Origin of the sequence: Paraburkholderia caffeinilytica (assembly GCF_046030355.1) — a bacterium.
In the GTDB taxonomy this organism is placed as follows: Bacteria; Pseudomonadota; Gammaproteobacteria; order Burkholderiales; family Burkholderiaceae; genus Paraburkholderia; species Paraburkholderia caffeinilytica_B.
Window position 1 is genome coordinate 60,439 of the sequence record NZ_JAQQCQ010000011.1, and the last position, 20,158, is coordinate 80,596.

19 protein-coding genes are annotated in these 20,158 nt (G+C 60.8%); 17 read left to right on the forward strand and 2 right to left on the reverse strand.

From position 1 onward, the window contains the following. The first annotated feature begins 110 nt into the window (after positions 1 to 110). The 12 genes from PQQ95_RS18070 to PQQ95_RS18125 all read left to right on the forward strand — a co-directional run bounded on the left by PQQ95_RS18070 (position 111) and on the right by PQQ95_RS18125 (position 11,989). A complete protein-coding gene (locus tag PQQ95_RS18070) occupies positions 111 to 479 on the forward strand; it encodes a response regulator transcription factor (protein ID WP_408438819.1) in 369 nt (122 codons plus the stop codon). Positions 480 to 924: 445 nt separating this feature from the next. Then, positions 925 to 1,695, forward strand: coding sequence for an alpha/beta hydrolase (locus PQQ95_RS18075; RefSeq protein ID WP_408438821.1), 771 nt, complete (start codon positions 925 to 927; stop codon positions 1,693 to 1,695). 785 nt (positions 1,696 to 2,480) lie between these two features. Then, positions 2,481 to 2,984, forward strand: coding sequence for a MarR family winged helix-turn-helix transcriptional regulator (locus tag PQQ95_RS18080; RefSeq protein ID WP_408438823.1), 504 nt, complete (start codon positions 2,481 to 2,483; stop codon positions 2,982 to 2,984). 25 nt (positions 2,985 to 3,009) lie between these two features. After that, entirely contained in the window at positions 3,010 to 3,417 is a 408-nt protein-coding gene (locus PQQ95_RS18085; RefSeq protein WP_408438825.1) for a DUF1398 domain-containing protein, read from the forward strand. After that, complete coding sequence (locus PQQ95_RS18090; RefSeq protein WP_408438827.1) at positions 3,414 to 4,109, forward strand: DNA alkylation repair protein; 696 nt, start codon at positions 3,414 to 3,416, stop codon at positions 4,107 to 4,109. Before PQQ95_RS18085 ends, PQQ95_RS18090 begins: the two co-directional genes overlap by 4 nt. A 332-nt stretch (positions 4,110 to 4,441) precedes the next feature. Continuing rightward, positions 4,442 to 6,832 carry a HAMP domain-containing protein gene (locus tag PQQ95_RS18095; protein WP_408438829.1) on the forward strand — a complete coding sequence of 797 codons (2,391 nt, stop codon included), beginning with the start codon at positions 4,442 to 4,444 and terminating at the stop codon, positions 6,830 to 6,832. A gap of 55 nt (positions 6,833 to 6,887) precedes the next feature. Continuing rightward, a complete protein-coding gene (locus PQQ95_RS18100) occupies positions 6,888 to 7,622 on the forward strand; it encodes a methyl-accepting chemotaxis protein (RefSeq protein ID WP_408438831.1) in 735 nt (244 codons plus the stop codon). Continuing rightward, complete coding sequence (locus tag PQQ95_RS18105) at positions 7,619 to 8,158, forward strand: hypothetical protein (protein ID WP_408438833.1); 540 nt, start codon at positions 7,619 to 7,621, stop codon at positions 8,156 to 8,158. The genes PQQ95_RS18100 and PQQ95_RS18105 overlap by 4 nt, the downstream gene beginning before the upstream one ends. A 51-nt stretch (positions 8,159 to 8,209) precedes the next feature. Further along, positions 8,210 to 9,181 (forward strand): chemotaxis protein CheX, encoded by a 972-nt coding sequence (locus tag PQQ95_RS18110; protein WP_408438835.1) that lies wholly within the window; start codon positions 8,210 to 8,212, stop codon positions 9,179 to 9,181. A gap of 20 nt (positions 9,182 to 9,201) precedes the next feature. Continuing rightward, entirely contained in the window at positions 9,202 to 9,567 is a 366-nt protein-coding gene (locus PQQ95_RS18115; RefSeq protein WP_408438837.1) for a response regulator, read from the forward strand. A 241-nt stretch (positions 9,568 to 9,808) separates the two neighbouring features. Next, the gene (locus PQQ95_RS18120) at positions 9,809 to 10,669 is read left to right on the forward strand and encodes a class II glutamine amidotransferase (protein WP_408438838.1); all 861 of its coding nucleotides are present in this window, start codon (positions 9,809 to 9,811) and stop codon (positions 10,667 to 10,669) included. 153 nt (positions 10,670 to 10,822) lie between these two features. Beyond that, positions 10,823 to 11,989, forward strand: coding sequence for a porin (locus PQQ95_RS18125; RefSeq protein WP_408438840.1), 1,167 nt, complete (start codon positions 10,823 to 10,825; stop codon positions 11,987 to 11,989). Between the two features lie 123 nt (positions 11,990 to 12,112). On the opposite strand, the gene PQQ95_RS18130 is transcribed toward PQQ95_RS18125, so the two are convergent. After that, positions 12,113 to 13,078 carry a LysR family transcriptional regulator gene (locus PQQ95_RS18130; protein WP_408438842.1) on the reverse strand — a complete coding sequence of 322 codons (966 nt, stop codon included), beginning with the start codon at positions 13,076 to 13,078 and terminating at the stop codon, positions 12,113 to 12,115. A 237-nt stretch (positions 13,079 to 13,315) separates the two neighbouring features. Between PQQ95_RS18130 and PQQ95_RS18135 the strand changes: the two genes are divergently transcribed. The 5 genes from PQQ95_RS18135 to PQQ95_RS18155 all read left to right on the forward strand — a co-directional run bounded on the left by PQQ95_RS18135 (position 13,316) and on the right by PQQ95_RS18155 (position 19,284). Then, on the forward strand, positions 13,316 to 14,644 hold the full coding sequence (locus tag PQQ95_RS18135) for an MFS transporter (RefSeq protein WP_408438844.1): 1,329 nt from the start codon (positions 13,316 to 13,318) through the stop codon (positions 14,642 to 14,644). 10 nt (positions 14,645 to 14,654) lie between these two features. After that, the gene (locus PQQ95_RS18140) at positions 14,655 to 15,434 is read left to right on the forward strand and encodes an SDR family NAD(P)-dependent oxidoreductase (RefSeq protein ID WP_408438846.1); all 780 of its coding nucleotides are present in this window, start codon (positions 14,655 to 14,657) and stop codon (positions 15,432 to 15,434) included. Positions 15,435 to 15,467: 33 nt separating this feature from the next. Further along, complete coding sequence (ilvD, locus tag PQQ95_RS18145) at positions 15,468 to 17,195, forward strand: dihydroxy-acid dehydratase (RefSeq protein ID WP_408438847.1); 1,728 nt, start codon at positions 15,468 to 15,470, stop codon at positions 17,193 to 17,195. Continuing rightward, complete coding sequence (locus PQQ95_RS18150; protein ID WP_408438849.1) at positions 17,192 to 18,103, forward strand: NAD(P)-dependent oxidoreductase; 912 nt, start codon at positions 17,192 to 17,194, stop codon at positions 18,101 to 18,103. Before ilvD ends, PQQ95_RS18150 begins: the two co-directional genes overlap by 4 nt. Before the next feature lie 434 nt (positions 18,104 to 18,537). Then, positions 18,538 to 19,284: a winged helix-turn-helix domain-containing protein gene (locus tag PQQ95_RS18155; RefSeq protein WP_408438851.1), complete on the forward strand. Its 747-nt coding sequence runs from the start codon at positions 18,538 to 18,540 to the stop codon at positions 19,282 to 19,284. A 54-nt stretch (positions 19,285 to 19,338) separates the two neighbouring features. On the opposite strand, the gene PQQ95_RS18160 is transcribed toward PQQ95_RS18155, so the two are convergent. Beyond that, positions 19,339 to 20,097, reverse strand: coding sequence for an SDR family oxidoreductase (locus PQQ95_RS18160; protein WP_408438853.1), 759 nt, complete (start codon positions 20,095 to 20,097; stop codon positions 19,339 to 19,341). Between the last annotated feature and the right edge of the window lie 61 nt (positions 20,098 to 20,158).

Below are 20,158 nucleotides of genomic sequence, written 5' to 3' on the forward strand. Positions count from 1 at the left end.
TACTATACCTAAGGATAGTGACATGACGCATCGCGGCAAGATAGTCTGCAGATGTAATTTATCCGCTTCGAGACTCGAATCCGCGAGCCTGGCTTTACACGAGAAGACCCGTGGGCGATAAAACCGTTTGCGTCATAGACGATGAACTGTCGGTCCGACAATCCACCGAGGCCTTGATCCGCTCAATGGGTCTGCGCGCCAGGATGTATGAATCGGCCGAAGACTTTCTCTTGCGAGGCATCGGCGAGCCTTGCGATTGCGTGGTCTGCGACATCCGGATGGGGCCGATGTCGGGTCTCGCGCTGCTCGCGTATCTTCGCAGAACCGGACATCTTGCTCCGTTCATCTTCGTCACGGCCCATGCCGCGCCGAGTGTTCTGATGGAAGCGGCTCGCAAGGGCGCACTGTGCGTGCTGGAAAAGCCGATCGACCCTGAAGAGTTGGCTAGTTGGCTCATACGCGCCATTCAGGCGCCGTAACCGTCGGACGGCTGCGACCGAAACCCCCCTTGTCAGTGTGACCTATGACCGCCCGCCAGGAGGCGGGCGGTCATAGGTGTACCGTCTGCAGTAACGCCCAATGTGTCTAGTTTCCCGAGCGGGTGGTCCACGAACGCGTGTTGCCATTGCGAGCACGAGCAATCGTCGCGGCGCACGAGATGTGCCATGTCCTATCCGCTATTCCCGGGCTCAAGAAAAAAAAACATGTAGCGGTTTACCCATTCCAAACCAAGGTATAGCGCGATGTCGACCACAGTGTGATGGAGTGATTCGTCGCTCCCGCCTAGACTGATCAGTATCAGTTGCAGACCACGCGTGGAGTTCAGTCAATCAAATTATAAAGAGTCCTACTCATAAAAATATGAGCCAGCGTTGTGAACACTTGCCGATGTCTTTTCATTACCCAAACTCATGGAGCACGAAAATGAAAACAACCTCATCTGTAACCCGTATCGCTGCTGCACTTGCCGTTTCCTTTGCCGCTCTCGGTTCGCATGCAGCGATGGCCGCGCCGGTCAAGAACATTGTCCTGGTCCACGGATTTTTCGCCGATGGTTCGGGCTGGCAGGCCGTGTCAAAAATCCTGACACGCGACGGCTACAAGGTCTCTGTCGTGCAGGAGCCGGAAACGTCTTTCGACGAAGACGTGAAGGCGACCACCCGGGTGATCGACCAGCAGGATGGTCCGACGATTCTCGTCGGCCATAGCTACGGTGGGGCGGTGGTGACCGAGGCTGGCAACGACGACAAGGTGGTCGGCCTCGTTTATGTAGCAGCATTCCAGCCCGATACGGGGGAAAGCCCCCTCGATCTGACCAAGACGATGCCGCCCGCGTCTAAATCCATCAAGCCGACTGCGGATGGCCACCTGTACATCGAGCAGGCGATGTTCCACGAAGACTTCTGTGCAGATTTGCCCACGGCCGAAGCAAACTTCATGGCTATCTCACAGGTAACGCCCGCGGCCCAGGCGTTCGGCGTTCCGATCCAGCAAGCAGCCTGGAGAACCAAGCCGAGTTGGGCCGTCGTCGCAACGGCAGACCGCGCGATCAATCCCGAGCTGGAGCGCTTCATGACCAAGCGCGCCGGAAGCACGACGGTTGAGATCAACTCGAGCCATGTGGCCTATATGTCGCATCCCGCCGAAGTCGCGAAGCTGATTGAGCAGGCTGCGGCAAAGTCCAGCAAGCAATGATCGAACGCGATACGCCGCCTGTGATTTGAGCGAGTGTCAGGCGGCGTTCGCGCCAGTCTCACGGCGAGACCTGAAAGCTCGATCGGGCTAAGCGATTCGACTTGCGGCCGTTGATGCCGACGGATGGCCTCATGCGGCTCAGTTGAGCGTAGACGAGTTCTTGCGCTCAATTCGACATTCTGAGCGGCGTAACGTTTCGATTGCATGAGCCTGACAAAGTCATGGCGCGCTGGCAGGAGCAGATACGGATGTTACGAACGTACGAGTGAGCTGCCGGTGGCGCTGCCCTTTGCGCGGCGGCCCCTGCAACTCTGCCGCATCATCGTCCTGAGTTGCTCGTCCCGGTCCAGTTCACACATCGTCAACCGTAGTGCATGCATGACACATGCAGCCCTCGATAGCTAAAGGTGAGGAATTCCAGGAGACCCGGCTATCTCGACGAAAGGTGAGTTGTTCCAGGGGTTGTGGCATCACGTCGATGAAAGGTGAGCGATTCCAGGAGGCGAGCAATTGTCATGTCGAACACGCACTTGTCATAAGGTGAGGATTTCCAGGAAATCCACCACTACGACGGTAGGGAAGGCGCCCAAAACCGATAGGTGAGAATATTCGGGAGCGGCCGAGGTGAGAATATGGCTACCTGTCTATGCACTCCAAACTCAAAGGTGAGGGAATTCGGGAGCAGGTACCCGTACCCTCACCGATCAGTTTTCCAGCGAGCTTGACAATGGTTTCCTAGGAAACTAATATTCGATCAACGCTCCTCAAATACCTGTACCCCCTCGATGCCCAGTCCTCACCACAAAGGCAACATTGCCAGTTCGGCTAGCAGGAAAAAGAAACCGGTTAGCGACCTCGAAGCGCACGTCGGCTATTGGTTGCGCTTCGTGTCGAATCACGTATCGCATGGTTTCCAGATGAAAGTGGAAGCACATGGCGTGACGGTGTCCGAGTGGGTGCTGCTCCGCGAAATTTACGCTTCGGGTCCGACGTCCGCCACGGCATTGGCCGCGCGCATCGGCATGAGCAAAGGTGCCGTATCGAAACTGCTGGCGCGTATCGAGGCCAAAGCGCTTCTCGAGCGGGCGACAGTCGAAGACGACCGCCGCAATCACGTCGTGGCGCTGAGCGCCGCAGGAAAGATGCTCGTCCCCGAACTGGCGCAACTGGCCGATCAAAACGATGAAGAGTTCTTCGGCCACCTACCCGCTTCGGTTAAAGCGGCGATTGTCGACGCCATGAAAAACGTCGTCGCAGTCCATGGTCTGAAGGCGGTTCCAGTCGAATAAACACTCAACCCTGTTGGAGATGGACATGTCCGCAAACCTGAACGAGGAAAGCCGCCGCATTGCTGAAGATTGCGCGCAACGCTCCCATGCCGGCTCGATTGACTTCGGCTCGGTCGTCCGTGCGCTTAGCGAGGCTGGCATCGAATCGTATTTCACCGACTACCGGCGCGGTGAGCACACTTACTATGCCGCCGGCGGCGAGACGTATTCGATCTCGCTACCGGGAGCGGAAGTCGCTATCGCCGACGCGTTCGATGCCGATGCCGTCAATCAGGCCGTGCGTGGCGCACAGAGCGGTACGGTCAAATATCCGGAGTTTGTGCATCGAACAATGGCCGCGGGATGCGTGGGATATTTCGTCTGGATCGCGGGACGTCAGGTGCAATATTTCGGACGGCGCGGCGAAATTCATGTCGAGCGCTTTCCCCAATGACGCCCGGCGCCATCGGTGAAGAGATCAGGGCGGCACTCGAGCCGCACGCTGACCCTCAGCGCGCGCTTGCGATGCGCGCCTATATGCGTAACCACTTCGAGTTCATCGGTGTGCCGACACCGTTGCGGCGGCAAGCGGTATTGCCGGTGTTCAAGCGGCTGCCGGTGGAGAGCGCCGATCATCTGCTGGCCTGCGCGAATGTTCTGTGGTCGATGCCGGAACGCGAATGCCAATACGTCGCGACCGACCTGTTGGCACGCAAATGGAAGACGCTTGCGGCCGCAGACATCGCACACTTATTGACGCTCGCGAAGCGGTATCCCTGGTGGGATTCGATCGATCCGCTGGCGGGTGTTGTCGGAGACGTTCTGAAAGCAGCGCGAGCGCATACCCCAGGGGTGCAGGCAGCGATGGACGCGGCACTCCAGCACGAATCACTATGGGTTCGGCGCATTGCCATGATTCATCAACTAGGCTGGCGCGAGCATACCGACGAAGAGCGACTTTTCGGGTACGCGCGTTTGCTGGCCGCGGAGAGTGACTTCTTCATCCGCAAGGCTATTGGTTGGGCGTTGCGGGATTACGCGTGGCATCAACCGGACGCAGTGAGCGCCTTTCTTTCCGCTTCGAAGGACATCATGTCGCCGCTTACGCTGCGTGAGGCGTCGAAGCATCTGCCGTCGATCCGCTGACACGTCCGCGCGGTTAACGTATCTAGTACATCCGGCGCAGAACATTTGCATTCACAGTGCGTGTCAACGCAACCCAACGCAACCCAACGCAGCGCTTTGGCAAAAGCGCTGCGCCCCGCAACGCGCAAATCAACGGGGCATCGTTAACGGCATAAAAACCTGAAACTTTAGAAGAATATTTAACCTCCCGGGCGTGCTCAAAAACCGTGTAGTCATCGCTTAGTAATATGCGTCAGCAATACTCCGCAGCGCTACAAGCTTGACTCAAATTCGTAAAAAACGCGCTGCTCCGATCGAGGGCTGACGCGAAGGCCATACCCTCGGGGGTTCACATGACTATCCGTCATCGCATCACGCTATTGGTTGTCTTGATGTTCGTCGCCCTATCGGCGATTGGCGGCTACGCTGTCTATCAGACGCGCGGAAGCGCAGCCGAAGTGCGCAAAGTGACCGAGGGCGTCGTCCCCAGCGCACTGGCTTCTGCTGACCTCGTTTCGCAAGTCAAGGACGTGCAGCTCGCGACCATGACGCTGGTCTACGCGCCGGACGCCAACATGGTCGCCCAGGCCCAGGACGAACTGAAGAAGAAAAAGGCCTCGTTGCAACAGGCCCTCGCGCTGCAAGGTAAAGATGCCGCGAGTCATGCCCAGCAAGGTCTCGTCTCCCAAGCCAACGATAGCCTCGAGAACTATTTCTCCGCGATCGCCGAGACGGCGAAAATGAAGGCCGACGGCAAGAACGAACTCGCGCAAGCGTATCTGTTCGCCAATGTCGCGCAGTATCGCGATGAACTCGAAGGCATTGTGGAAACCCTTCGCGTCGAGAAAAACCGCCAGAAAGACGAGGCGATCACCACACTGAACGCCACGCTTTCCACCACGACGACGGCCATCGCTGCAGTCACCGGTATCGCGATCATTCTGCTGACCTCGATCGGCTCGCTGCTTTACCGTCAGATTACCCGCCCGCTCAGCCGCATGCAGGCCATGATGAGCGAGATCGCATCGAGCCAGGACTTCACGCGTCGCGTGCCGGTGGGCCGGCTGGATGAGATCGGCCATTCGATCGTCGCCTTCAACGGCATGATCGAAAAGATCCAGGAAAGCTCGGCGCAACTCAAGCAGAAAACCGCCGACATTCAGGCGATGTTGCAGAACATGCAGCAAGGTATTTTGACGGTGATCGACGGCGCCGTGATCCACTCGGAATACTCGGCGTATCTGGAAGACATCTTCGAAACGAAAGACATCGCCGGGCACGGTCTGATGGACCTGGTGTTCTCGGATACCGATCTCGGCTCGGACGTGCTTTCGCAAGTCGACGCGGCTGCGCATGCCTGCCTCGGCGAAGACTGCATCAACTTCGCGTTCAATCAGCATCTGCTGGTCGGCGAGATTTCGAAGCGCATGGCCGATGGCCGCGTGAAGATTCTCGACCTCAGCTGGTCGGCGATTACCGACGAAAACGACGTTATCGTGCGATTGATGCTGTGCGTGCGCGACGTCACCGAACTGCGCAAGCTCGCTGCGGAAGCCAGCGAACAGCGCCGTCGTCTCGACATGATCGGCGAGATTCTCGCGGTGAGCGAAGAGAAGTTCCATCACTTCATTGAAAGCTCGGCGGGTTTTGTCAGCGAAAACGAACGGATTATCCGCAAGCATTCGGAAGCGGACCATGCCGCCATCGCTGAGCTGTTCCGCAACATGCACACCATCAAGGGCAATGCGCGGACGTACAACCTGGCGCACCTGACTAACGTCGTCCATGAAACCGAGCAGAGCTATCACGAACTGCGTCAACCGGATGCCGACCGCTCGTGGGATCAGGAACATTTGATGCAAGAGCTGACGCGTGTGCGCGAAGCGATCGAGAGCTACGCGAAGATCAACGAGCATAGCCTCGGCCGCAAGGCGAAAGCAGGAGCGAACCACGCGGGCAATGCGGGCCGCTACGTGATGGTCGAGAAGGACCAGATTCAGCGGACCCTGAACATGCTGGACAAGACCAACGCCGGCGAACTCCACGAGTTGCAATCGATGCGCGATGCGATGCGCCAGACCTTGCGCGCCCTCGGCAGCGAAAGCGTGCTCGATGCGCTGTCCGGCGTGCTGGACTCGCTGCCTTCGTTGGCGCAAGAACTGGGCAAACCGGCGCCGACCGTACGCATCGACGACAACGGTTATCGTCTGCGTGGCCAGGCAGGCGGCACGTTGAACAACGTGTTCATGCATCTGCTGCGCAATTCCATGGACCACGGCATCGAAACCGCCGAGGCGCGCAGCGCGCACGGCAAGACGCCGGCCGGCACGATCGATATCGAAGTGGGCGTGGACAGCGGCGCGCTGCAGATCACGCTCAGCGACGACGGCCGCGGCCTTGCGCTCGAACGGATTCGCGGCATTGCCGTCGAGCGCGGCTGGATCGGCAGCGACGAACGCCTGAGCGACGAAGCCATCGCCGAGTTCATTTTCCGGCCGGGCTTCTCGACTGCCGCAACGGTCACGGAAGTGTCGGGCCGTGGCGTCGGCATGGACGCCGTGCGCGACTTCCTCAAGCGCGAGAACGGTCGCATCGAACTGCGCTTCACCGACGACCATAAGGGCGCCTCGTTCCGTCAGTTTCAGACGATCGTTTGTCTGCCGGATAGCATCGCCGTCGATACGCTCGGCGTGGACGCGCGCGGTGATGCCGGTGAACTGCAACTCGGCGCGATGGCAGATTGAACGTTAGCCAAGCGTTGATTGACGCGCTTCGCGACGGACTTCGGAAGGATAGGGTGTGATTCAACAGTACGTATTGGCGGCGGTGACAGGCAGCGCGGTAACCGCGCTGCTGGCATTCGTCGCGCACAAGTTGCACAGCACGAGGCTGACGGCACGCTTGCGTGACGAAGCAGAGGCGCGGATCAAAGCGTTGTCGGCGGAACAGGCGGACCAGGGCGAGGCGATTCGCGAACGCGAACAGGCCGTGCAGGAGATGGAAGGCTTGGCCGCTCAGTTGCGCGAGGAACTGAGGCAGCAATCGGCCAGTGTCGACGAACTGCGCTCAACGCTGAAAGCGGCGACTGACGACAAAGACCAGTGGGCGCATCAGGCGCAACAGATTGCCGGCGAAGCGGCGCGCCTGAAGAGTCTTGGCGCGACATTCGAGCGTTGGCACGAGCAGATGATCTCGCTGATGACGCAGAACCACGACATGCACGCGAAGAATCAGGAGCTGTCGTCGATCGTCCGGCATGTGGTGATCGTGTCGCTGAACGCATCGATCGAGGCCGCGCGCGCGGGTCCGGCCGGACGCGGTTTCGCGGTGGTGGCGAGCGAGGTCAGGGCGCTCGCCGCGCGTTCTGAGGAATTGTCGAAGAGCTATCGTGACAGCTTGCACCGCAACGATCTGACCACCACCTCCACATTCCAGGACATCCAGGCGGGCGGCAAGATGATCGCGGCGTCGCTCTCCAGCGTCGAATCGCTCGCCAATCAGTTTCATTCGAAGCTGCACCAGGTGCCGGCGTGATTACGAGCCAGGCGAAGGACAGCTTCGAGCGCATTTTCCGCAAGGCGGCGCAGGCGCGCTTGCCGCAGGATTCCGGCGACACGTGCGAGATCGTGCCGCTCGCGGAGGCCGGCACGGGCGCAATGAAGGACACGCAGGTGGTCGTGCTGACCATCTCGTCGATCGTGTTCAGACTGCTGCTGATTCTTCACTTCGACGAAAACGACGAGACCCGCAACTACTATCTGAGAGAGGCTGACGAGCGGCCATTTCAGGAAGTTTTTCTGGAAATCTGCAATCTGTGCTGCGGCGCGATGAATCAGGAATTGCTGCATTATTTCCCGGATCTCGGCATGTCGACGCCTTATGTGTTGAGCGCGCGTTGTCTGGGGCATTTGCCGGCATTGAAGCCGGCATTGCTGTCGTCGTATTCGGTCACGCTTAACGGTGCCGTGCAGCTTGCCGCGACGGTATGCGTGTGCGCGCACGCACCGATCGACTTCCTGGCTGACACGAACGCAATCGAAGAATCCAGCGGCGAGCTGGAGTTGTTTTGAGTGTTGAGCTTTGACCGTGACGTCGATATCCGTTGTGAGCAGGAACGCGAAATGAACATGAACAAGCCGGTCAGCAAGGTATTGGTGCTCGACGATTGTCCGGTGCACAAAGAGGCGCTGAAGCGCTTCTGCGACGAGAACAACTTGGTCGGCGTGAAAGTCGGCAAGAACCGTCTGCAGTCGGTGCTGCGCTCGAACATCGACCTGGGCGCGGTTCTATTCGCTGAGGGTTACGGCGGCTCGGCCGAGGCGAGCGCCGAGATCGCGATCAGGATCAACGCGGTGCGCCCCGAATTACCGATCATCATGCGGCGGGATGAAGATCCGGGCGTCGACGGTTTGCCGGAGAGCTTGCGGCGCGTGGTCTGCGCGGCCTATGTCGCTCACGATATGGCGCCCTTACGCAAGGTGATCGACGAATACATCTTCAGCCTGGATTACCCGAACGCGCTGGTGCGCGGCATCGCCGACATGACGCAGGCGATTCTCGGCGACGTGTTCAAGGACCTGACCATCACCTGCGACACGCCTTATATCGTGCGCGACCGCATCATCTTCGGCGAGGTGTTCAGCCTGATTCCGCTGGAAAGCGCGTGGTGCCGCGGTTACATGATGATGCAGGCGGAAGAGGCGCCGATTCTCGAATTGCTCGATCGCTATCGGATGATCGAGAACGCGGAAGACGGCGAAGCCAATTTTCGCGATCTGAATGGCGTGCTCGGTGAAGTGACCAATCTGATCTGGGGTTCATTCAAGAACCGCTATGTCGGCGATGCGGACGCCTGGCTGCGCAGCCAGGTGCAGGTGCCGTTGCTGGTGAATCACAAGCACAAGTACATCTCGTTCGGCAGCGGCAATCCGCAACTGTGTTTCATGTACTCGCTGACGGACCCGCGCTCGGGCCAGTCGGTCAAGCTGCATCAACGTTTTGTGTTCAGCCTGAGCTGGTCGCCGGAGGACTTCAAGGAAGTCACGGACGATGTTGGCGCGATGGTCGAGGCAGGCGAACTGGATCTGTTCTGAGTGTTGTCATAGGAAAAAACATGTCGAAAATTCTGGTGGTGGATGACTCGAGCACGGTGCGCGACGAAGTGGCCGGCTTTCTGAAGAAGAATGGTCTGGACGTCGACACGGCGGTGGACGGCAAGGACGGTCTCGCGAAACTGAAGGCCAGCCCGGGCATCAGGCTGGTGATCAGCGACGTCAACATGCCGAACATGGACGGCCTGACGATGGTCGAAAAGATTCGCGGCGAACTCGCGAACACCACCGTCAACGTGATCATGCTGACGACCGAGAGCAGCCCGGCGATGAAGGAGCGCGGCAAGGCGGCCGGCGTGAAAGGCTGGATCGTCAAGCCGTTCAAGGGCGACGCGGTGCTGGAAACGTTCCGTAAGCTGGCGGGCTAGAAGCTGCACGCATGGCGGGCCGGGCAAAGGTGAGGATTTTCGGGAGCCCGCGCGCCGATGATTTGCAAAGCATGATTCGCTATAACGGTGGCGGTTGAAACACGCTAGTCTCCCAGTGACTGTGAACAACTGGGACGACACGTGATGGCCGCGAAAACTTCAAAAAGCGCTGGCACCGCAACCGCGGATGTCGTCACGGTCACGCACGTCCCGGCTCAACGGGTGTAAGGCGGCGCCGGACATGTGCCAACTGCTCGCCCTCAGCTGCGCCGAACCCACCGACGTCAGTTTCTCGCTGACGGGCTTTGCCGCACGCGGTGGCCTCACCGACCATCACGTCGACGGCTGGGGTGTGGCGTTCTACGAAGATCGCGCCTGCCGCGTGTTCGTCGATGACAAGCCCGCGTGTCAATCGCCGGTGGCGGAGTTTCTGAAGCGCAATCCGATCAAGTCGCGCAATGTCGTCGCGCATATTCGCAAGGCGACGCAAGGCGGCGCGCGCGTGGAGAACTGCCACCCGTTCATGCGCGAGTTGCGCGGTCAGCAATGGGTGTTCGCGCATAACGGCGATCTGCAACCGCTCGGTGAACCTGAGCAAGGTCCGTATGCGCCGGTCGGCACGACCGACAGCGAAGCGGCGTTCTGCTTCATCATGAATCGCCTCTACGCGTATTTCGCCAATCACGCAGACACGCGCGCGGACGTGGACGATATCGACGCCGTGTTCGACGCCATCGAGCAGGCGACGCGCGCGCTGAACCCGTATGGCATTTTCAACTTCGTGCTCTCGAACGGCACGGCGCAATTCGCCTATTGCTCGACGCGCCTGTCGTACGTGATACGTCACTGGCCGTTTTCAAGCGCGCGTCTCGTCGATGGCGACCTCTCGGTTGATTTCGCCGAGCGCGGCACGCCGGCAGATCGCACGGCGGTGATCGCCACCACGCCGCTCACCGACGAAGTCTGGACCACCTGCGGATCGGGCGATCTGCTGATGTTCCGGAGTGGCGCGCTGTTGCGGCGCGCGCATGTCCCCGTTCCCGCCGAAGTCCTCGCGACGGCGAAATACGCGCCCTCCGAATTGTCCGCCGTTCCGGCGTGACATCTTCAACACACGTAAACGTGTCGCCTTAGAAGTCATCGCCGGATTGTTGCTTTCATATTCATCGAAGAATTAGTTGGTTTGCTGCTGCAAACCGGTCTCGTATCGTTTCGCCAGTTTTAAACAAATACGACACCGATACGGGAACTCGAAATGAAACGTCTTTCTCTCCTCGCATTGCCCGCTGGTCTTCTGCTTGCGGCCGGCGCTCAGGCACAAAGCAGCGTCACCCTCTATGGCATCGTCGATGCCGGTATCGCCTATGTGCACAATGCGCAAGGCGCGAACGGCCAGAATCAGTCGACGCTCGTGAAGTTCAGCAGCGGCAACCTGTCTGGCAGCCGTTGGGGTCTCAAGGGCACGGAAGATTTGGGCGGCGGCCTTGCCGCGGTGTTCCAGCTCGAGAACGGCTTCAACGTGGGGACGGGCGCGCTCGGCCAGGGTGGCCGTGAATTCGGCCGCAAGGCGGTGGTCGGCTTGTCGAGCGGCACGTGGGGTACGGTCACAGCGGGACGTCAATACGATCCGATCGTGGATCTGGTTCAAGGCCTCACGGAAGACAACTACTTCGGTGGCGTGTTCGCCACGCCCGGTGACCTCGACAACTACGACAACAGTCTGCGCGTCAGCAACTCGGTCAAGTATGTGAGCCCGTTGTTCGCCGGCTTCCAGGTGGAAGCGTTGTACGGCGTGGGCGGTGTGGCCGGTGCGAGCGGCAATGGTCAGACGTACAGCTTCGGTGCGGCCTATGCGAATGGACCGCTGTCGCTCGGCGCCGGCTATTTCTACGCGAATGGCGGCAACACCACCACGGCGAATGTGCGTACGTGGACCAGCAGTTCCGATACGCTTTTCAACACGGTGATCAACGCGGGCTTTGCGAGTGCGAAGTCGATTCAGATCGTACGTGTTGGCGGCCAGTACGTAGTCGGCGCGGCCACCATCGGCGCGGCTTACTCGAACACGCAGTACGCGAATGATGCGTTCTCCGCGTTCCGCGATACGGCCAAGTTCAACAACGGTTCGGTGTTCTTCAACTATCAGATCACCCCGGCCGTGCGCGCCGGCGTAGGCTATAACTACACGTCGCTCACGGGTCCGAGCTCGGCGCACTACAACCAGGTCAACCTCGGTGCGGATTATGCGCTGTCGAAACGCACCGAACTTTACGCGCTAGCGGGCTACCAGAAGGCGAGCGGCAACACGTTGAACGCGAGCGGTAAGGTGGTGAGCGCGCAGGCTTCGATCGGCAGCTACGGCGTGAATTCGGGGACGAACAGCCAGGAACTGGCGATCGTCGGCATCCGCCACAAGTTCTGATTGCCTGATTGAACGGACCGGCGGCCTTAATGGAGGCCGGTCCTTCGAATGCCTTCAAAAAAGTGCAAAGGTGAGAACATTCGGGAGCCGGCGTACAATCGGCGACCCGTGAGTTCCCACGCATCATTCCGCCTCACCATCCAGCAATTCCGACGACGACTCCCGCAAGCATTCGCTGAAAAGATCCGCCGCCGGCGCGGAGGTATCCGCGCGCCACACCAGCACCACTTCACCTAACGGTTCGAGCGGCGCAAGCGGCAGCACACGCATGCGTCCACGACTCACGTGATGCCGCGCGACCGACAGCGGCAGGATCGATACAAAGTCCCCGCCGATCAGCAGCGACAGATTCAACGTCAAGGAACTCGATTCGACCGCGCCGCGATCGAGCGGGATGCCTTGCTCCGCTAGCGTCTCGGCCAGCGTCGCAAAAGCGGGTGAACCGCGCAATGGCGTAATCCAGCGTACCGAGCGCAGATCGTTCCAGCTCACCGGCATGTCCACTTTGCCGAGCGGATGGTTCGTGCCCACAACAAACACGAACGGTTCGCGATGCAACGTCTGCTGGCGCAACAAGCCCTTGTTGTCGGCGAGCCGATTACGGCCTAATGCGAGATCGAGCTCGCCTTCGTCGAGCATCTTGATCAGCTTGTCGAGCGTCGTTTCCACGAACGACAGTGTCGCCGACGGCGCGCGCCGCATGAACAGCTCGACTGCATGCGCGATCAACGGCTGCGGAATCGTTACGACCGCGCCGAATCGCACATGACCGGCCGTGCCGGTGGTCAGCGCGCTGACGTCACGGCGCGCCAGTTCGATGTGCCGCAGGATTTCGCGGCCACGCGCGGCCATCACCTTGCCGATGCTGGTCAACTCGACCGCATTGCCGACCCGGCGCGCGACCTGTACGCCGAGCGCTTCTTCGATTTCGCCGATCTGCTTTGAAATGGCCGGCTGTGTGACGTGGAAGGCGGCCGCGACGCGCGTCACCTGCCCAAGCTCCGCGAGGCTCACCAGAATACGCAGATGCGGCAGCTTCAGGCCGCTGCGGAAGAAGCGATCGATTGCGTTGTTTTCGGTGGTTGCCATTCGTGTTTACTCGGTTTACATAACTGAATAGTAATGACCTGTGCCGAAACGGTGATTTGCGGTGCGGTGCTCAACCCGGCTAATCTTCCCTATCGGCAGCGCGGTAGAGCGTGAAGCGGGTGGATCGAGCATATCAGTTACGCTTTGATCCTATGACTCAGGGTATAACCGGAGCCGCTCCATGCGCCGCATCGCCACGACCACAGCGCGCATCCAAGCGCGCGGAAGGAGACAAGCATGAGCACCCCTCTCTACGGCGGCGCCGAGCGGCCCGCTGTGCCTAATGAACCCGCAGAATCCGCAGAACGCACGGCGCTGTATCGCAAGCTTGCCTGGCGCATCGTGCCGTTTCTGTTTCTCGCGTTTATCGTCGCGTATATCGATCGAGTGAACGTGAGCTTCGCCAAGTTGCAGATGCTCACTGATCTCTCGTTGAGCGAGACCGTGTACGGCGCGGGCGCCGGCATCTTCTTTCTCGGCTATTTCATTTTCGAAGTGCCGAGCAACCTCATCTTGCATCGCGTCGGCGCACGCATCTGGATCGCGCGGATCATGGTGACGTGGTCGATCGTATCGTGTCTGACGATGTTCGCGAGCGGCGCGACTTCGTTCTACGTGCTGCGCTTTCTGCTCGGCGTTGCCGAAGCGGGTTTTTTCCCCGGCATCGTGCTGTATCTGTCGACCCGGTTTCCGTCGAACAGACGCTCGCAGATTATCGCGCTGTTCATGGCGGCGATTCCGGTGTCGGGTGCGATCGGCGGTCCTGTGTCGGGCTGGATCATGCAGCAACTGGCCGGTGTGCATGGGCTCGCCGGCTGGAAGTGGCTGTTCCTGATCGAAGGGATCGCCTCCTTGCTGGTGGGCATCGCGGCGTTTTTTGTTTTGCACGACCGCATCGAGTCGGTGAGCTGGCTGAACAAAGAGGAAAAGGCGCTGCTCGCGCGCGACCTCGAAGCCGATGCGCAGACCCGTGCGCATCAAACGGTGAGCGGCGCGTTCGCCAATCCGAAGGTGTGGCTGCTCGGTCTGCTGTATTTCTGCATTGCGATGGGCAACTACGGACTCGTCTTCTGGCTGCCGACCATGATCCGCATGAGTGGCGTGGTGAGCGTGGCGAATATCGGTTTGCTGTCGGCCGTGCCGTCGCTGATCAGTGCGGTTGCGATGATCCTGATTGCGCGTCACGCCGACAAACACGACGAACGGCGCAAGCACGTGGCCGTGTGCGCGGTACTGGGTGCCGTCGGCATGCTGGCGTCGGTGTTGCTCGGTCAACACGTGTGGCTCTCGATGGTCGCGCTCGTGGTCGCGGCGATCGGTATCAATTCCATCGCGCCGGTGTTCTGGGGCATTCCGACCGCGCTGATGGGCGGCGTGGGCGCGGCGGCGGCCATCGCGGTGATCAATTGCACCGGCAATCTGGCGGGCTTTGTGAGCCCGTACGTGATCGGCTTCCTGAAAGACACGACCGGCACCTTGCTGCCCGGCATGATCGTGCTCGCCTGCGCGCTGGTGCTGGCTGCCGTGATCGTGCTGGCGATGCCGGCCACGCGTAAAACAGCATGAGGAGGGCAGCATGACGCAGCAGATCTGTATGGTCACCGGCGCGGCTACCGGCATCGGCGCGGCCACCGCGTTGCGCTTTGCGAGCGCCGGTTGGGCGGTGGCGATCGGTAACTTCGACGACAGCACGCGTGAAGCGGCGTTGGCTGTCGAAGCGCAATGCAAACAACTCGGCGCCGAGACGATGGTGTTCGACGTCGACGTTGGTTCCGACGCTGCGTGCGTGAAAGCGGTCGATGCGGTGGCCTCGAAATGGCAGCGCATCGATGCACTGATCAACTGTGCCGGCACGACGCGCTTCATTCCACACGGCGATTTGGCCGCCATCGACGACATGGAGTTCGAGCGCGTGTATCGCGTGAACCTGATCGGCATGTTCCAGATGACGCGCGCCGCGGTGCCCGTGCTGCGAGATTCGTCGACCGCTTCGCATAGCACGGCGGTGATCAATATCTCGTCGCTGGCCTCACTGAACGGCACGGGTTCTTCCATTGCCTATGCAGCGTCGAAGGGCGCGGTCAATACGCTGACCCTCTCGCTTGCCCGCAATCTCGCGCCGCATATTCGCGTGAATGCGCTGGCGCCCGGCATGGTGGACGACGGCTTGCCGCGTCGTGTGCTCGGAGAAGAGGCGTACGCGAAGATCGTCGCCAGCATGACGAATGTCGCGCCGCTCAAGCGCGTGTCGCAGCCTGGCGAGATCGCCGACCTTGCCTGGTTCATCGTCGCGCATGCGCCTTCGATGACCGGCCAGGTGATCGCCGCCGAGAACGGCATGCTGCTGAACGGCTGAATGCACAGCACACGAATACGTACAGGAAAAAACATGAGCAATCTCCACAAACACCGCTCGCGCACTGTCACCGAAGGCATCACGCGCACGCCGCATCGTGCATTCCTGCGAGCGACCGGCATGGACGACGCCGCGATCGAAAAACCCTTCGTTGCGATTGTCGATACGTTCGGCGAAAACACGCCGTGTTCGATGTCGCTCGCGGCCGTTTCCGACAACGTGCGCCTCGGCGTTGCGGCAGGCGGCGGCGTGCCGATTCGCGGCTCGGCGATTTCGGTGTCGGACGGCACTTCGATGAATCATTCGGGCATGCGTTTTAGCCTGGTGTCGCGGGAGATCATCGCAGACAGCGTCGAGGTTTTCGTGCGCGCCCATTGCTACGACGCGTTCGTCGGCGTGGCCGGTTGCGACAAGACGCTGCCCGGCATTCTGATGGGCATGGTGCGAGTAAACGTGCCGGGCGTGTTTCTGTTCGGTGGCGCGATGCTGCCGGGCATCGCACCGGACGGCACGCAGGCAACAATTCTGACCGCGATCGAAGCAGTCGGTGCCGCGCAGCGCGGCGACATGTCGCTCGAAACCTTGCGCGGCATCGAGAAGCGTTGCACGCCGGGTGCGGGTTCGTGCCCTGGACAATTCACCGCCAACACGATGGCGATGGTCGCCGAAACGCTCGGTCTCGCCCCGCTTGGTTCCGCGATGGTGCCTGCCGTCTACAGCGAGCGTATTGCGATTGCACGGCGCGCCGGCGAAACAGTCATGAATACGCTAAAAAACGGCGGTCCGCTGCCGCGCGATCTGGTCACGCGCAAGAGCCTGGAGAACGCGTGCGCCGCAGTGGCGGCCACCGGCGGTTCGACCAACGCAGCGCTGCACATTCCAGCGATCGCGCACGAAGCGGGCATCCGCTTTACGCTGGACGATGTCTCCGAGGTGCTTGCCCGCACGCCGTTGATCGGCGATCTGCAGCCGGGGGGCAAGTATCTCGCGTTGGATCTGTATCACGTTGGCGGCGTGCCCGCGGTACTGAATGCATTGCTTGCGGGCGGTTTCCTGCATGGTGACACGTTGACGCAAACCGGTGAAACGCTCGAAACCGCGCTGAAGGCGTTTGCGGGCCCGGATGGCCGCGTCGTTCGTCCGCACGACGAGCCGCTAAGCGAGAACGCCGGGCTGGTGGTGTTGCGCGGCAATCTCGCGCCGGATGGCGCGTGTCTGAAGACCGCAGGCTTGAAATCGCTGGTATTCAGTGGCATCGCACGCGTGTTCGAAACCGAAGAGGCATGCATGTCGGTCGTGTCGAAGCGCACCTATCAGGCGGGCGACGTACTTGTGATCCGCAACGAGGGGCCGAAGGGCGGACCCGGCATGCGCGAGATGCTCAGCGTGACGGCGGCGATCTACGGTCAGGGAATGGGCGAAAAAGTCGCGCTCCTGACCGACGGACGGTTCTCAGGCGCGACGCGCGGTATGTGCATCGGCTACGTCGGACCGGAAGCGGCGGCAGGCGGCCCGATTCGTTTGCTGAGAGACGGTGACCGGATTCATATTGACGCGCACAAAGGCACGCTCGACGTCGAATTGAGCGATGAGGAACTCGAACGGCGCAGCAAGGCGCTTGTGCCGTTCGCGAGAGGGCGCTTAGGCGGCGTACTGGAGAAATACGAGGCGCTGGTGCGGCCGGCGAATCTCGGTGCAGTGACGCACTCGGGCGCCGTGGAGTGGCCGTATGAGGCGTCGATCGGCGAGGACGTGGCATGAGCGCCACCCTTGCGCCGGATGCGGTGCGTGTCGGTTTTTGCGGCATCGGCAAGATGGGCGCGCCGATGGCCTCGCGGTTGCTCGCGGCCGGGCACGCGCTGCGAGTGTGGAATCGATCGCCGGTGAAGCTGGCAGCGCTGGCAGCGGAGGGTAGTATCGTCAGCGACTCACCCAGGCGGCTGGCCGAGGCAAGCGATGTCGTGATGCTGTGTCTCGGCGATGCTCACGCCGTTGAAGAAGTTGTCTTCGGTGAACAGGGGCTTGTGCATGCGGCTGCAGCACCGCGTTTTCTGATCGACCATTCGACCATCGCGCCCGCCGAGACCCGGCGCTTCGCCCGGCGTTGGCACGAACTGACGGGTGGCGCGTGGATCGATGCGCCCGTATCCGGTGGTACAGCAGGTGCCGCGGCGGGGACGCTTGCGATCATGTGCGGCGGCGGCACGAACGATATCGCCGTGGTTGAATCGCTGCTGCGTGCCTATGCTTCGCGTGTCACGCGAATGGGCGCCACCGGCGCGGGACAAGCGACCAAACTCGCGAACCAGGCGATTGTCGTGACGACCATCGCAGGCATTGCTGAAGCCTGCGTTCTAGCGCAACGCGCCGGCATCGACACCGCTGCGGTACCGGCCGCCTTGCAAGGCGGCTGGGCCGATTCGGTGCTGCTGCAAACCTTGATGCCGCGGATGCTGACCCCGCCGTTGAGTCCATCGGGCACGATCAGGACGATGCTGAAGGATCTCGATGCGGTGGCGGAGTTGGCGCGTGAGGCTAACGCGCCGTTGCGCGCTGTCGGCGAGGTGCGCAAGCTTTTGCAGGAAGCTGTTGATCGAGGACTCGGCGAGGAAGATATCTCGCAGATCGTGCGGGTTCTGCTCGATCGGCCTGTGGCGCATGGGTCGTGAATAAGTACGACTTCTTACCTGGGTATGCAGACTACTCATCCCGCCAAAGGTGAGGGTTTGCGGGAGTAGCCTGTTTCGAAACACGAGCGCCACGCCCAGCATGCCTTTGCGGCCTGCCCCCAAGCTCGAAAGGTGAGCGTTTTCGGGAGTGGCTCGAGGTGCACTGCACGCCTCGCCCCACCCCCTCCGTGCCAAAGGTGAGGTTTTTCGGGAGCCGATGTGCGCATCGGCCAATGACTTTGCGAACCGTCTCTTATCACGTTCCATGTTGAAAGAGTTGGGAAGAAATTGCCAACCTTGGGGGTTGTTCCCCGTTTTGAGAACACCTGCATACAGGGAAGATGGCGACGCGGACGACAAGCGGTCAGCGGATTTGCTATTCCTGCAAGCCATCGCCTGTCTCTGAAAACCGATCGTCTCCTGGAATCAGTTGGATGAGTCAGCACATTCTCTTTGTTGGCGCCGACGCCGGCTTAACGGCCGTGGTGGGCGAATCTTTACGCGGACAAGGCTGCGGCGTGTCCGCTCGTCCGCATCGCGCTGGCTTGAAGCACGTGATCGAGACGGAACGGCCGGCACTGCTGGTGCTCGACGTCTCGGCGCCGCACGGTGACGGCCTTGCTGTATTGCGCGACTTGCGCATGAGTGGCAATGACGTGCCGGTGATTTTGCTGTCGCTGAGCAGCAAGGCGATCGATCGTGTGATTGGTCTCGAGCTCGGTGCCGACGATTTCATGAGCAAGCCCGCCGACCCAGCCGAACTGCTCGCCCGCATTCGCGTATTGCTGCGCCGGCGCGGCGCGCTCGCGCCGGGCGCGCCGGAAACGCGGCCGCCGTATCGCTTCGGACGTTGCGAGCTGAACTTCTCCGCGCGCGAATTGCGTCGCGATAACGAGCACTTCGCGCTACGCAGTTCCGAGTTCGCGTTGCTGAAAATCTTTGTCAATCACGCGATGACTGTGCTTACGCGTGTGCAACTCAACGAGAAATTACGCGGCAATAGTGTGCTGCATCAAGGGCGCAGCCTCGACGTATCGATCTGGCGGCTGCGGCGTTTGATCGAGATCGATCCTTCCGAGCCGCGCTACGTTCAGACGGTGTGGGGACGCGGCTATGTGTTCGTGCCGCACGGCGAGATTGGGGCGGCCGAGCGCGGCGCAATGGTCGCGTCCGGCGTGTGAGTATCGGCGGATCAGCCGAAAGGTGAGGTTTTACGGGAGCGTTGCGCTTGCGAGTCAGCCTTGCTTCGCGACCTCGCGAATATCGGCCACCGGCACTTGTCCGAATGCTTCGCTGAACGCGTAATCGAGCAACTGGGTGGCGCATTGTTCGGGCGTCGAAAGCTGGCCGTTGCGTTTGAGGTCTTCGAATTTTTCGCGCAGCGGGAACTGCTCGGTACCGCTTCCGCGAATTTCCGCCTGCATATTCGTATCGATGACCCCCGGCGCCAGGCTGCAAATACGCAGTGCGCGATTCGCGTCGAGCGTAACGGCGCGTGCGTGATGATCGAGCGCGGCTTTGGTCGCGCAGTAGATGCTCCAGCCGGGATACGCATTGCGCGCCGCGCCGCTGGAAATATGCATGACGCGCCGATCGGTCGCCTCGACACTGGCTGCGGCGAGCGCGCTCGCCAGCATCAGCGGCGTGGCCACGTTCAGACTGACGGCGGTCGCGATGTCCGTGGCGTTCTGGCCTTCGATCGGACCGATCGGCTGAACCATGCCCGCGTTGTTGATCAGCAGTACGCTTTGCGCACCGCTGACGAAGCTGCGCAGTGCATCGGTTGCGACCCATTGGGCGACGCGCGCAGGATCGGCCAGCTCCAGTTCGATTTCTTCGAGCAGCACGGGGAAGCGCTCTTTAAGCGAGGCGTGACGTGAGCGGGACAAGCCCAGTACCGCGACGCCGCGCGCCAGCAGTTGTTCCGCAAGAGCAGCGCCGAGGCCGCGAGTGTGGCCTGTTACGATCGCGCGGATCGGAGAAAAAGTGGGCATGTCGTTCCTTGTGATCGTTGCGTGAGAAGACCGTCATTTTCTCACGCTATGTCTGATGCTT